This is a genomic window from Mesorhizobium sp. M0152 (assembly GCF_040322415.1).
GTDB lineage: Bacteria > Pseudomonadota > Alphaproteobacteria > Rhizobiales > Rhizobiaceae > Mesorhizobium.
This window is the reverse complement of the sequence record NZ_JAMYTH010000008.1, coordinates 17562-30849: the sequence shown is the minus strand read 5'-3', so window position 1 is coordinate 30849 and position 13288 is coordinate 17562. Positions and strand designations below refer to the sequence as shown.

Sequence of the window (13288 nt, the reverse complement as noted above, 5' to 3'; positions counted from 1 at the left end):
GCTCTATCTCTTTGTTTTTACGCAATTCCGGACGGAAAACCGCTTCACACTTTTCAATTGCTCCAGCGCCTTACCCTCCCCCTTGTGGGCGGGTCCCCGAACGATCTTTGCGAAGCAAAGTTCGTGAGACGGGGTGGGGGCAGCGCCGTCCCCCACCCCGCTCCGCTTCGCGGATCGACCCTCCCCACAAGGGGGAGGGTAAAGTCATTCCGCAGCCCGGTCCGCCGGATAGGGCGTCCTGGCCAGGATCGCCATGCCGATGCCGAGGAACAGGATGATCACCGCCATGCCGAGCCGCGCCGAACCGCTGAGCGCGGTGATGGTCGCCACCAGGAACGGCGCCAGGAAACTGGTCGCCCGCCCGGCCAGCGCATAGATCCCGAAGTAGCGGCCGGATTCCGCCGCGGTGACGCTGCGCGCCATGTAGGAGCGCGATGATGCCTGCACCGGCCCGAACGCCAGGCCGATCAAAAGGCCGTAAAGGATGTAGGCCTTCTCGGCCGCCGTGCCGAACAGGCCGCCTGAATCGGTGGTCGAAAACTGTATGAGGCCGAGCAGCGTGAAGCCCGGACCGGTCGAGACGACACCGAGGGTGGCGACCGACAGCATGACCAGCGCAATCATCACCACCGCCTTGGAGCCGAGCCCAGTATCCAGTCGGGCCGCGATCCAGCAGCCGAAAATGGCGACGACATTGAGGATGATGCCGAACATGCCGATCTCGGTGATCGACCAGTGGAACATCGCCGCCGCGAACGTGCCGCCCAGCGCCAGCAAGGCATTGACGCCGTCCTGGTAGATCATGCGGGCGACGAGGAAGCGGAAAATGCCGCCGCGCTGGCGCACTTCCGCCAGTGTCGATTTCAGTTCCCACAGGCCTTCGCGCACCGCCGGTCCGATCGGGATGCCCTTGATGGCATCCGGGGTGAAGAAGAACATCGGCAGGATGAACAGGAAATACCAGCCAGCCGACAGCGGCCCGGTGGCGCGCGCATCCTCGCCGAGCTTCGGGTCGAGCCCGAACAGCGGGTCGATGCCGATGATCGTCTTGCCGGTCTCCGGCGAGCCGGCGAGGCAAGCGACGACGAAGATCAGCGCGATCATGCCACCGAGATAGCCGAGGCCCCAGGCGACGTTGGAAATGCGGCCGATCTCGCTCTTCGGCACCAGCCGCGGCATCATGGAATCGTTGAACACGGTCGAGAATTCAGCCGCCACCGAGGCCAGCGAAAACAGCGCCACGATCAGGAACAGGTTGGAACCGGGCGCTGCGAACCAGAGCAGGACGAGGCTGGTGATCTTGATCGCGGCGAAGAAAGCGATCCACGGCTTGCGCGGCCCGGTCTGGTCGGCGATCGAGCCGAGGATCGGCGACAATACGGCAATGACCAGCCCGGCGGCGGCAATGCCGTAGCCCCAGGCGGCCTGGCCGGTGGTCGGATCGCTCGCCATGCGCGAAACGAAATACGGACCGAAGATGAAGGTGGTGACGACCGTGAAGAACGGCTGCGCCGCCCAGTCGAACAACATCCACCCCCAGATGCCGCGCCCTGACGCCCGCTGCACTGCTACCTCGCCCATATCCCCTCCACTTGCCTTTTTGGCGGTTTACGCCATGTCTGCATGTTTTCCGATGGTCATGCAAACGAACACGCGTAGCGCCGCTGTTCATTGATTTGCCTGCCCACATTTCCGAGTGGACGGGAGCAAGGGCGCCTATCCCACCTCCCCCTCGTGCGGAGGTCGGACCGAAGGTCCGGGTAGGGGGCCGGCGCCGCCCCCACCCCGCTGCTTCGCAGCGACCCTCCCCACAAGGGGGAGGGTGAGGCCACGACGGCTCACATTCCCGTCAAGTCGCTCATCAGGCCGGACGCGACCGACAGCCGCGAGACGGTGATGTCGCCGCCTTCCGTCAGCGCCTGCAGCCGCTCGCGGATACGCGCCACGCGCTCGCCGCCGGCTTCCAGCCAGGCCGCCACCGGATCCGCCGCCATGACATGGCCGGTGAGTGCGGCCACCGCGATGCCGCGCCGGGCCGCGCCGATCATGTCGGTGGCGCGTGACAGCGCCAGTTGATCGTAATAATCCGGCGGTGTGATCGAGCGCGCCGCTTCCTCGACGCGCGGGATGCGGAACGCGTCGCTGACGGCGAAGAACGCCTTGGCCGCGGCGACGATATCGGCGCCGGCCGTGCGCGCCGTCAGCGCGATGTCGGGGATGAGTTCCGCCACCTCGGCAAGCGCCAATTGCCCGGCCAAGCCTTCCGGCGCGCCGCCCTTGACCAGCCCATGCCGCTTTTCCTCGATTCGGTCGCGCGAGAACGCCGGCAGCAGCGAAATCAGCTTGGGCTCCAGCGCCTTGCGCGCGTCCTGCAACTCGGCGATGCGCTGGCCGAGCGGTGCCGTGCCGGCATCGTTCTTCAGATACCAGCCGCTGGTGATGTAGATCAGCCGGCTGACCGCCTGATAGAGATCGAGCTGGATCTGGCCGTCGATCTGGTTGTCGAGCGCGTCGATCTCGCGATAGAGCGCCGGCAGCGCAAAACCGTCGCGCACCACCGCGAAGGTGCGCACCACGTCGGCGACGGAGCGACCCGTGGCTTCCTGCAACCGGTTGACGAAGGACGGACCGCCGCGATTGACGAGATCGTTGGCGACGACACGGGCGATGATCTCGCGACGCAGCCGGTGGCCGTGGATCTCGGCGGCGTATTTCCTGGCCATCCGGTCCGGGAAATAGCCCATCAGGTCACGGTCGAAATGCGCCTCGTCCGGCACGTCGCTGGCGACGATGTCGGAAAACAGCACGATCTTGGCGTAGGCGAGCAGCACGCCGAGCTCGGCCCGGGTCAGCGGCTCGCCGCGCGCCTCGCGCTCGGCCAGCGCTGCCGGCGACGGCAGCGTCTCGACGGCGCGGTCGAGCAGGCCGCGCGCCTCCAGCGCCGTCATGAACCGGGCCTGATGCGCGATGTCGGCGAGACCGCGCTTGCGGGCGATCGAAAGCGCCAGTGTCTGCTGATAGTTGTTGGAAAGGACAAGCGAGCCGACCTCGTCGGTCATCTCGGCCAGCAGCTTGTTGCGCGCCGGGCGCGTCAACGATCCCTTGCGCATGGCCGACGCCAGCGCGATCTTGATGTTGACCTCGACGTCGGAGCAGTTGACGCCGCCCGAATTGTCGATGGCGTCGGAATTGCAGCGGCCGCCATTCATGCCGAACTCGATGCGCGCCCGCTGCGTCACGCCGAGATTGGCGCCCTCGCCGATCACCTTGGCGCGCACTTCGAGCGCGGTGATGCGGATGGCATCGTTGGCGCGGTCGCCGGCATCGGCATTGGTCTCGGTCGATGCCCTGAGGTAAGTGCCGATGCCGCCGAACCACAGCAGGTCGACCGGCGCCTTGAGAATGGCGCTCATGATCTCGACCGGCGTGGCGGTCGTCTTGCCGAGGCCGATCGCCGCCGCCGCAGCCGCCGGCAAGGTGATCGACTTCTGGTTGCGCGAAACGATCACGCCACCTTCCGACAGCTTGGTTTTGTCGTAGTCCTGCCAGCTCGAACGCGCGAGAGCGAACATGCGCTGGCGTTCGGCCATCGACGCCGCCATATCCGGATCGGGATCGATGAAAATGTCTCGATGGTCGAAAGCGGCGATCAGTCGCGTCTGCGGCGACAAAAGCATGCCATTGCCGAACACGTCGCCCGACATGTCGCCGACGCCAACGACCGAGAAGGGCGAGGTCTGGATATCGCGGTTCATCTCGCGGAAATGCCGCTTGACCGCTTCCCAGGCGCCCTTGGCGGTGATGCCCATCTTCTTGTGGTCATAGCCGGCCGAGCCGCCGCTGGCAAAGGCGTCGTCGAGCCAGAAGCCATGCTTCTCGCTGATGGCGTTGGCGGTGTCGGAAAAGGTCGCCGTACCCTTGTCGGCGGCAACGACGAAATAGGGATCATCCTGGTCGCGGCGTACGACGCCGGCCGGCGGGATGACACCGTCGAGGCCGATATTGTCGGTGATCGACAGCAGGCTGGACACGAAGTTCTTGTAGGCCGAGGTGCCGGCCTCGAAGATGGCGTCGCGGCCTGCGCTCATCGGCAGCTTCTTCGGATAGAAGCCGCCCTTGGCGCCGACCGGCACGATGACTGCATTCTTGACCTGCTGCGCCTTGACGAGACCCAGCACCTCGGTGCGGTAGTCCTGGGCGCGGTCCGACCAGCGCAAGCCGCCGCGCGCAACCGGCCCGAAGCGCAGATGCAGGCCCTCGACCTCGGAACCATAGACGAAGATCTCCCGCCATGGCCGCGGCGCCGGCAATCCCTCGACCGCATGCGAATCGAGCTTGATGGCGAGCGACTGGCCCTTCGCTTTCGTATCGGCAACGAAATGATTGGTGCGCAGCGAGGCCTCGATCAAATTGAGGTAGCGACGGATGATGGTGTCGTCGTCGATGTTCGGCACCTCATCCAATGCATCCCTGATCTTGGCCTTAAGGTGCTTTGCCGCCACCACGCCTTCAGTCTCCGCAGTCGGGCCAAGCCGGGCGATGAACAGCGCATGCAGGCCCCGCGCGATGTCGGGATAGCGGTTGAGTGCCGCGGCGATGAAATCCTGGCTCTGCGGAATGCCGACCTGCTGCAGGTAGCGGCCATAGGCACGCAGGATGGTGATCTCGCCCGACCACAATCCGGCGGTCTGGGCAAGGCCGTTATAGCCGTCATTGTCGACGTCGCCGCGCCAGACGGACAGGAACGCGTCCTCGAACAGCGCCCCGCCATCGGTAAGGTCGATCGGCTTGCCGTAGCTGTTCTCCAGCTCCATGTCGTGGATGAAGACCCTGCCAAGCTGATCACTATTGATGCCGGGCTGATCACTCCTGATCGTGCCGGGCTGATCTTTGTTGATCATGCCTGGCTGATCATTCTTGATCATGCCGGGCTGGTCGTCGCCGACCTCGAAAGTGCGCTCGCTGATGACGCGGAAACCGATGTTTTCCAGCACTGGCACGCGCCGCGACAGCGCCACCGGGCTGCCGTGGTGATAGATCTTCAGCGACGCCTGGTGCGGCTTCTGCTCGGCATGACGATAGTAATCGATGGCGATCGGATTGTTGGCACTGATCCTGGCGATGCGCCTGGCGTCGGCCAGCGCGACCGCAGCGCTGAACGAATCGCGATAGCTTTGCGGCAGCCGCGCGGCGATCGCCTTCAACGCCTGGTCGCCGCCACTGGCGTCCGCCGCATCGGAAAGCGCGTCCTCCCAGGTCCGCACGATGTCGCGGATCGCCGCCTCGATCGTCGCTTGCTCGACCTTTGGCGTCTTGCCACCGGAGCGGCCGATGATGAAATGCACGCGCGCCAGCCCGCCTTCCGGGAAGGCCGGATAATAAGCAGACAGCCGGCCCTCGAACACGGTTTTCAGATAGTTGCCGATCTTCTCGCGCACGACGCTGTCGTAACGGTCGCGCGGCACGAAGGCGAGGATCGAGACGAAGCGGTCGAACTGGTCGGCGCGCACCAGTGCCCGCACGCGCGGCCGCTCGACCAGTCCGAGAATGGCGGCGGCGTGCTTGCGCAGGATCGGCACCGGCACCTGGAACAGTTCGTCGCGCGGGTAGCTTTCCAGCACGTTGATCAGCGCCTTGCCGGAGTGGTCGTGGCGGTCGAAGCCGGATTTGGCGATGATGGTTTCGGCTTTCGACCTGAGATACGGGATCTTCATCACCGAGCGCGTGTAGGCGGTCGAGGTGAACAGGCCGACGATGCGCAGTTCGCCCGACAGCGCGCCTTTGGCGGTGTAGGTCTTGACGCCGACGTAATCGAGATAGATGCGGCGGTGCACGGAAGACTTGGCGTTGGCCTTGGTGACGATCAGCGGCTCCGGCCCATGCAGGAAGGCGCGGATTTCCGGCGTTGTCGTCACCGCCTCTGTGCCGCGCCGCAGCACCAGCACGTCGGGATCGGCCAGGATGCCGAGGCCGGGCTTCTCGGCCCGCTCCAGCGTGCCGCTCTCCTCGCCGCCGGTGTATTTGAATTCGCGCATGCCGAGGAAGGTGAAATTGTCGTCGCGCAGCCACTCGAGGAAGGCGATCGCTTCGGCCACGCTCTTCTTCTCGAGCGGCACCGCAGAATAGCGGAACTCCGAGATCGCCTGATCGAGGCGGGCGAGCATCGGCCTCCAGTCGTTGACGGCGGCGCGAACCTGGCCGAGCAGCTTGCGCAGCCGCCCGGTCAATGCGTCCGCCTGCTCGCTGGTCAGCCTGGGGATATGGACATGGATGACGCTCAGCCGGTCGTGGCTGCCGTCGTCCCTGGCGAAACTGCCGTCGCCGAGGATTTCCTCGACGCCGGCCTTGCCGTGGCGCACGGTGATGACCGGGTGCGTGACCAGGCTCGGCTCGCCAGCGCTCTCGGTGACCTCGCCGAGAATGGAATCGAACAGGAACGGCATGTTGTCGTTGACCACGGTGATGGTCGTCACCGGACGGCCCTGGCGCACGACGCCTGGATCGGCCTCGACGGCGACGATGCACTCGCCCTTCTTGTGCCTTGCGACCGCACGGCCGGCGTAATCGGCGGCGCGCTCGAGGTCGGCCACTTCATAGGCCGCGATGTCTTCCGCCGGCGCGCGGGCGAGCAGATAATCGGCAAGCCTGGCTGGCCTTTCCTCCGCCTTGGCCGCCGCTATGGATTTTTTCTTCGGCTTGCTTGCGGATTTCACGCTGGCCATGACGCTTCTTCCCTCCCGTCGAATGCTTTTATGACTATGCTAGCAGATGACCGCTGTTTAGCGACAAAGGTTTGACGGCTTGCCAAGAATTATCGGAATTCGGCGACAAGGCGCCGCCCTACGAGGAGAATGGCCCCATGACCGGCAAAATCACCGCGCTTGAACTCACAGCCGTGGAACTGAGCGAACCGACAAAGGCCTATTTCGCCAAATGCGAGGAGAAGCTCGGCCTCGTCCCCAACGTGCTCAGGGCCTATGCCTTCGACGACAAGAAGCTGCGCGCCTTCACCGACATGTACAACGACCTGATGCTGGGTGATTCCGGCCTGTCGAAGCTGGAGCGCGAGATGATCGCGGTCGCCGTCTCCTCGATCAACCACTGCTACTACTGCCTGACCGCGCATGGCGCGGCCGTGCGCCAGTTGTCCGGCGATCCGGCGCTCGGCGAGATGATGGTGATGAATTTCCGTGCCGCCGACCTTTCGCCCAGACAGACCGCGATGCTGGAATTCGCCGTCAAGCTGACCGAGGAACCGGCCAAGATCGTCGAGGCGGACCGGGCCGCGCTGCGCCAGGCCGGCTTCACCGATCGCGACATCTGGGACATCGCTTCGACCGCTGCCTTCTTCAACATGTCGAACCGGGTGGCGGCCGCGGTCGACATGCGGCCGAACGACGAATACCACGCCATGGCCCGGTGAGCCCGGCGCCTGGAACCCAACCGCGCCTTATATTAGCCGTTTCGCATTCTCGTTGCTTGTTTGCCGGTTTGGGCCGATGATCGCATTGCGGCATGACCGCATGCCGGTTCGATGCCGCTCACCAGGGAGGAGAACATGGCGAAATTTCTCTACGTTTATCACGGCTCGGGCAAGATGCCGACCGAGGAGGCCGAACGCAAGGCGGCAATGGACGCCTGGACCGGCTGGTACGACAAGCTCGGCGCGGCCGTGGTCGATGGCGGCAATCCGGTCGGCATGTCCAAGACGGTGTTGCCTGGCGGCACGATCGAGAACAATGGCGGCAGCAATCCGACGGCCGGCTACACGATCGTCGAAGCCAGGGATATCGACGATGCCGTCGCCAAGGCCAGGGATTGCCCGATCCTGACGGATCCAGCCTTCAGCGTCGAAGTTGCGCCGATCATCGAGATGATGTGACGGCAGCCGCTCAGGATCGCGCCGCGATAGCCGCCGCAGCACCGGCCATCGTCGTCGCGCTGATGCGGTTGGCGATCCTCATGGCGCGCTTGCTCTTCAGGAGCTTGCGCGCCTGCGAGGCGGCGAGCACCCAGGCGAGATCGATGGCGACATCTGGGACATCGCCTCGACCACGGCCTTCTTCAACATGTCGAACCGGGTGGCGACCGCAGTCGACATGCGGCCGAATGACGAATATCACGCCATGGCCCGATAGCGATCATCAGAATGGATGACTGGCTATTGTCATCAAATTTTGAAGAATCTTCAGAAATTCGTCCGCCTCCTGGGATGTAACCCCAACATCGAGCTCGCCATGAATGAATCGATTACGAAAACTCGCTAACGACCGCAGGCGCTGCGCCTCGCTGTGTGTGAGAATTCCTTGATTGGCCATAATTTCGATAAGACGTCCAGGAGTTTGCGGCCGGCCAAATCGATCTGCGAGAATTCTACGAGCGATTGCTTCAAAGATTGCCCACGACAATAGAAAGCCTGCAGAGATGTGATTTTCGGCGACAAGGGTCTGCGCCTGAGCTAGAGCATCTTCGATGTCATTGATTGATTGTGCCCGAAGTGGCTCCTCAATGTCCGACTTGGAAGCCCAATAGATCCGAAACTTCCAGCCTTTTTGACCATCAAACAGCCTAGCGATATCGTCCAGCTTTCGACTTTCTGGGGCAGCCTTCGATACGACTTCTATGGCTAAGTTACCGTCCTCCCTCAACGCGATTAGATCGGGGAGATATGAGCCGAGAAAGGGAGGGACTACCGGACGCCGGGGTTCTCTGATGACCTGATAGCCATCGGCTTCCAACTCGGGTAGCAAACTCTCCAAAACGGTCTGCTCAAGAATGTCCGGCTTCATTGTAGCTCCTCATGCGGATCATTCGAAATGCGAACATACAGGGCGGGTTTGGCACCTTCAAAGGCATGCACGAATGTAGCAGAAGGGCTGCCAAAACTGAACAGGTGGTCCGGTTCAAACTTCTGAACTACGACGCGCTCAACCTGTGAATCGTCGAGGTAGATGTGAGGGCAGCACGCGTCGAGAACAAGCTTAACAATGTTGTCTATATCGCCCTGCATGGGCTCCGGCGGAAAATAAAACAGTGTCACAGCGATCCGATCGACACTAGCAAAATGCGTATCTGGAAGCGCTGAGTGGCTCGAATTGCGGACCTCGTCTTTCCACTGCTCCCGGGATTCAGGGCGTTTTGCTTGGTGAGATACAGGCGTTCCATAAACAACGAATTCGACCGGAAACACGATCTCCATCTTCTGCCCTAATATTTCCTACCTCTAAAGTGAATTACCACATGTAGAGCAAGGGGAATACAGTTGACTTCTAAGTCACTTCTCGGCGTTACCGCGCCGCGATTGCCGCCGCAGCGCCGGCCATCGTCGTCGCGCTGATGCGGTTGGCGATCCTCATGGCGCGCTTGCTCTTCAGGAGCTTGCGCGCCTGCGAGGCGGCGAGCACCCAGGCGAGATCGATGGCGACCAGCACCACGGCCATGGTCGCGGTCAGCTCGAGCCAGCCGACAATGCTGACCGAAGCGAGATCGACGATGGTCGGCAGCAGCGCCAGATAGAACATCATGATCTTGGGGTTGCCGAGCGTCACCGCCATGCCGGCGAAGAACAGTCTGACGGCCGAATCCTCACGCGGCATCTCGCCCTCTTTCGCGTCGACCGGCGCCGTCCACATTTTCCAGGCAAGCCAGGCGAGGTAAGCGACGCCGGCCCACTTCACCACGACAAAGGCAAAGTGAAAGGTCTGCGCCACGACCGCCAGCCCGAACACCGCCAACGACAGCCAGATGCCCTCGCCGATCCACATGGCGAGGAGGAACGGGAACACGTCGCGAAAGCCTTTCGCGATGACGCGGGCGACGAGTGCCGCAATCGACGGGCCGGGCGAGCCGGCGGCGACGAACAAGGCGGCGGCGAAGATCAGCAGCGAGGTCAGGTGCATGGTGAGTATCTCGGTTGAGACGTCGATAGGCTTACACTAGCCGACAGCTACAGCGCCGGCAAAGGCAGGACAATCGCCCGCGTTGGCGCTCAGGCAACGAATCCCGGGTTAACGGGCTCCTCCGGAGCATTCGCCCAGCGTTGGTTGAGAAGCATCAACGAAAAACCCGCCTGTGCGGCGGGTCATTGGCGCAAATCTGCACCATGAGTAAATATCTACCATAGCTGCACTCACCTGTCAAGAAAAAATTCCCAATATTGTACTTCGCGTACCCAAGGTGCTACGATGCCTGACGCATTGATGCATCCAAACGCGATTGGTGTTCTGCGTTATGTCAGCGGACTGCCAACTGGGCGGCGCGAGCGGAGAAGGTTTTTGGCGCTCCAGGTCGGCATGGACGACAGCCGCTCGGATGGGCGAGTGCTAATTCTATCTGGTTTCGTGGCAGAAGCCGTCGACTGGGCGCAGTTTTCAAACAAGTGGCAAGAACGTCTAGACACCATTGGGTGGCCCCGCTTCAAGATGTCAGAAGTCAATCGACGGTTTAACGAGCCGGAAGCTTTCCGACATGCCGAAGCATTCTACAGAATCCTGGAGCCGTTCCCGAAAGCGTTCTTCTCTATTGGAATTGACGAAAAACTGATGGAAGAGGCTTTCGAAAGCTGTCGATTGCCAAAGGCATATAGTAATCCTTATTTTCTTGCCTATTGGTTATTCTTAGACTACTTCGGTCAAAGTATTCATGTCACCAGGGTCAGCGAACCGGTTGAAGTTATCTTCGACAAACAGAACGCTTTGGAAAGCTTGCCGCAGAACCATTGGGAAGAGTATGTCGCCTCTGTTGGTGAGGACATTTAGTATCTTGAATAAAAGACCGCGCTTTGAGAAAGATGAAGATTTTCTCCCTCTTCAGGCAGCCGATCTAGCGAGTTGGTTTGTAAGGAAATACTGGCATGAAAAAGGGAACCTTCGACATCCAATGAGCAACCCATTTCCTTGGAAATTAAAAGGAACGTTTTATGGGCTGACGGCCACACCAGACAAAAGTGAGATTTCTCGAAAACTTCAAAAAATCAGAGAACAATTTATCGAGAGATATGGAATATCGGAAGATGATGCCGAAGGCTACGACTTCAGTCATCTTTCGACAAAATTGTTGAGATAGCCTTCTCAAACTGCTTTCCACTTTCGTCTGCAGAAGCGGCTGCTGGTCGTCGACCGGACGCGGCGAAGGCCTTGCGCAAGCCGGCCCGGGATGGAGCGACGATCCGCATCGATCTGGCCGGCGAACCGGATCGGCGGGCCATCATCTCGGCTGCCGGCGGATGAATGAGAAAGGGGCGGAGCACTGGTGTACTCCGCCCCTCCTGACCGTTGGAAATCGAAAGATTACGCCGCGCCGACGACCTTGGACGATTTCTCGAAGCGCTTGCGCTCGTTGGGGTCCAGATAAAGCTTGCGCAGGCGGATCGTCTTCGGCGTCACTTCGACCAGTTCGTCGTCCTGGATCCAGGCCAGCGCGCGTTCCAGTGTCATGCGGATCGGCGGGGTGAGCTTGACCGCCTCGTCCTTGCCCGCGGCGCGGATGTTGGTCAGCTTCTTGCCTTTCAGCACGTTCACTTCGAGGTCGTTGTCTCTGCTGTGGATGCCGATGATCATGCCCTGATAGACCTTGACGCCGGGGTCGATGACCATCGGGCCGCGGTCTTCCAGGTTCCACATGGCATAGGCCACCGACTCGCCCTGCTCGTTCGAGATCAGGACGCCATTGGTGCGGCCGGGCAATTCGCCCTTGTAGGGCTCATAGGCGTGGAACAGCCGGTTCATCACGGCGGTGCCGCGCGTGTCGGTCAACAGTTCCGACTGGTAGCCGATCAGGCCGCGCGTCGGCGCGTGGAAGACGATGCGCTGGCGGTTGCCGCCGGACGGGCGCAGCTCGACCATCTCGGCCTTGCGCTCGGACATCTTCTGCACGACGACGCCGGCATGCTCCTCGTCGACGTCGATGACGACTTCCTCGACGGGCTCCAAAAGTTCGCCGTTTTCGCCCTTCTGCATGACGACGCGCGGACGCGACACGGCAATTTCGAAGCCTTCGCGGCGCATCGTCTCGATCAGCACGGCCAGCTGCAATTCACCGCGGCCGGAGACGAAGAACGAGTCCTTGTCGGGCGATTCCTCGATCTTCAGCGCGACATTGCCTTCGGCCTCGCGCAGCAGTCGGTCGCGGATGACGCGGCTGGTCACCTTGTCGCCTTCGGTACCGGCGAGCGGGCTGTCGTTGACGAGGAACGACATGGTCACGGTCGGCGGATCGATCGGCTGCGCATGCAGCGCCTCGGTCACCGCCAGGTCGCAGAACGTGTCGGCGACGGTGCCCTTCGACAGGCCGGCGATGGCGACGATGTCGCCCGCCTGCGCTTCTTCGATCGGCTGGCGCTCAAGGCCGCGGAAGGCGAGGATCTTGGAGATGCGGCCGGTTTCGATCTGCGTGCCGTCATTGTGCAGCACCTTGACCGCCTGGTTCGACTTCAGCGTACCGCTCTCGATACGGCCGGTTATGATGCGACCGAGGAACGGGTTGGCTTCCAGGATGGTGCCGATCATGCGGAACGGGCCGGGATGCACGGTCGGCGCCGGCACATGCTTGATGACGAGATCGAACAGCGGTGCCAGCTGCTGGTCCTTCGGACCTTCGGGATTTTCGGAAACCCAGCCATCGCGGCCCGAACCGTAGAGGATCGGAAAATCGAGCTGTTCGTCGGTGGCGTCGAGCGCCGCGAAGAGGTCGAACACCTCGTTGACCACCTCGACATGGCGAGCGTCCGGCCGGTCGATCTTGTTGATGACGACGATCGGCTTGAGGCCGACCTTGAGTGCCTTGCCGACGACGAACTTGGTCTGCGGCATCGGCCCTTCGGCGGCGTCGACCAGCACGATGGCCGAATCCACCATCGACAGGATGCGTTCGACTTCGCCGCCGAAATCGGCGTGGCCGGGCGTGTCGACGATGTTGATGCGGGTGTCCTTCCAGTCGACCGAGGTCGCCTTGGCCAGGATGGTGATGCCGCGTTCCTTTTCGAGGTCGTTGGAATCCATGGCGCGCTCGGCGACGCGCTGGTTGTCGCGGAAGGAGCCGGACTGCTTCAAAAGCTGATCGACCAGGGTGGTCTTTCCATGGTCGACGTGCGCGATGATCGCGATATTACGGAGTTTCATGTTCTGGTCTCGGGAGCGTTGCAGGCAGCAAGCCAAATGGCGCCGCCTCTTTCGGTTGCGCGGCTCATACAGGGTTTTTCGCAATTGCGAAAGGGGAAGCGGAATACCAAATACTCATCAAATCTTAAGCATCCTCGTGCGAGATGATTTTGTTAACCAAGGTGGGAACC

General features: G+C 62.0%; 10 protein-coding genes and 2 pseudogenes. 5 read left to right on the top strand and 7 right to left on the bottom strand.

The genetic code is table 11. The features are described from left to right. Positions 1–204: 204 nt before the first annotated feature. On the bottom strand, positions 205–1581 hold the full coding sequence (locus NKJ26_RS10910; RefSeq protein WP_352695260.1) for an MFS transporter: 1377 nt from the start codon (positions 1579–1581) through the stop codon (positions 205–207). Between the two features lie 257 nt (positions 1582–1838). Continuing rightward, the gene (locus NKJ26_RS10905) at positions 1839–6722 is read right to left on the bottom strand and encodes an NAD-glutamate dehydrogenase (protein ID WP_352695259.1); all 4884 of its coding nucleotides are present in this window, start codon (positions 6720–6722) and stop codon (positions 1839–1841) included. Positions 6723–6859: 137 nt separating this feature from the next. On the opposite strand from NKJ26_RS10905, the gene NKJ26_RS10900 reads away from it, so the two are divergent. Then, positions 6860–7423, top strand: coding sequence for a peroxidase-related enzyme (locus NKJ26_RS10900; RefSeq protein WP_352695258.1), 564 nt, complete (start codon positions 6860–6862; stop codon positions 7421–7423). 135 nt (positions 7424–7558) lie between these two features. Beyond that, the gene (locus NKJ26_RS10895; RefSeq protein WP_352605860.1) at positions 7559–7882 is read left to right on the top strand and encodes a YciI family protein; all 324 of its coding nucleotides are present in this window, start codon (positions 7559–7561) and stop codon (positions 7880–7882) included. Positions 7883–7892: 10 nt separating this feature from the next. Here the strand turns inward: NKJ26_RS10895 and NKJ26_RS10890 are convergent. After that, positions 7893–8033, bottom strand: a pseudogene (locus NKJ26_RS10890) (LysE family translocator); the annotation flags it as partial. On the opposite strand from NKJ26_RS10890, the pseudogene NKJ26_RS10885 reads away from it, so the two are divergent. Next, positions 8016–8138 (top strand): annotated as a pseudogene (locus tag NKJ26_RS10885) (peroxidase-related enzyme); the annotation flags it as partial. The pseudogenes NKJ26_RS10890 and NKJ26_RS10885 sit on opposite strands and share 18 nt — an antisense overlap. Before the next feature lie 6 nt (positions 8139–8144). On the opposite strand, the gene NKJ26_RS10880 reads toward NKJ26_RS10885, so the two are convergent. From NKJ26_RS10880 to NKJ26_RS10870, 3 genes are all read right to left on the bottom strand, one after another. Beyond that, on the bottom strand, positions 8145–8789 hold the full coding sequence (locus NKJ26_RS10880) for a HepT-like ribonuclease domain-containing protein (RefSeq protein WP_352605862.1): 645 nt from the start codon (positions 8787–8789) through the stop codon (positions 8145–8147). Further along, the gene (locus NKJ26_RS10875; RefSeq protein WP_352695257.1) at positions 8786–9199 is read right to left on the bottom strand and encodes a RusA family crossover junction endodeoxyribonuclease; all 414 of its coding nucleotides are present in this window, start codon (positions 9197–9199) and stop codon (positions 8786–8788) included. Before NKJ26_RS10875 ends, NKJ26_RS10880 begins: the two co-directional genes overlap by 4 nt. An 88-nt stretch (positions 9200–9287) precedes the next feature. Continuing rightward, a complete protein-coding gene (locus NKJ26_RS10870; protein WP_352695256.1) occupies positions 9288–9899 on the bottom strand; it encodes a LysE family translocator in 612 nt (203 codons plus the stop codon). A 285-nt stretch (positions 9900–10184) separates the two neighbouring features. Between NKJ26_RS10870 and NKJ26_RS10865 the strand changes: the two genes are divergently transcribed. After that, positions 10185–10757: a hypothetical protein gene (locus tag NKJ26_RS10865; protein WP_352695255.1), complete on the top strand. Its 573-nt coding sequence runs from the start codon at positions 10185–10187 to the stop codon at positions 10755–10757. A 4-nt stretch (positions 10758–10761) separates the two neighbouring features. Then, positions 10762–11064 (top strand): hypothetical protein, encoded by a 303-nt coding sequence (locus tag NKJ26_RS10860; protein WP_352695254.1) that lies wholly within the window; start codon positions 10762–10764, stop codon positions 11062–11064. A 224-nt stretch (positions 11065–11288) separates the two neighbouring features. Here NKJ26_RS10860 and typA read toward each other — a convergent pair whose 3' ends face one another. Next, positions 11289–13118, bottom strand: a complete 1830-nt coding sequence (gene typA, locus NKJ26_RS10855) for a translational GTPase TypA (protein WP_027025549.1) — start codon at positions 13116–13118, stop codon at positions 11289–11291. Positions 13119–13288 lie beyond the last annotated feature (170 nt).

What these genes read in the sequence shown, in the direction of transcription:
- NKJ26_RS10910 (WP_352695260.1), bottom strand. Translation starts at nt 1,581, where the DNA reads ATGGGCGAGGTAGCAGTGCAGCGGGCGTCAGGGCGCGGCATCTGGGGG.
- NKJ26_RS10870 (WP_352695256.1), bottom strand. Translation starts at nt 9,899, where the DNA reads ATGCACCTGACCTCGCTGCTGATCTTCGCCGCCGCCTTGTTCGTCGCC.
- NKJ26_RS10865 (WP_352695255.1), top strand. Translation starts at nt 10,185, where the DNA reads ATGCCTGACGCATTGATGCATCCAAACGCGATTGGTGTTCTGCGTTAT.
- typA (WP_027025549.1), bottom strand. Translation starts at nt 13,118, where the DNA reads ATGAAACTCCGTAATATCGCGATCATCGCGCACGTCGACCATGGAAAG.
- NKJ26_RS10900 (WP_352695258.1), top strand. Translation starts at nt 6,860, where the DNA reads ATGACCGGCAAAATCACCGCGCTTGAACTCACAGCCGTGGAACTGAGC.
- NKJ26_RS10895 (WP_352605860.1), top strand. Translation starts at nt 7,559, where the DNA reads ATGGCGAAATTTCTCTACGTTTATCACGGCTCGGGCAAGATGCCGACC.
- NKJ26_RS10875 (WP_352695257.1), bottom strand. Translation starts at nt 9,199, where the DNA reads ATGGAGATCGTGTTTCCGGTCGAATTCGTTGTTTATGGAACGCCTGTA.
- NKJ26_RS10880 (WP_352605862.1), bottom strand. Translation starts at nt 8,789, where the DNA reads ATGAAGCCGGACATTCTTGAGCAGACCGTTTTGGAGAGTTTGCTACCC.
- NKJ26_RS10905 (WP_352695259.1), bottom strand. Translation starts at nt 6,722, where the DNA reads ATGGCCAGCGTGAAATCCGCAAGCAAGCCGAAGAAAAAATCCATAGCG.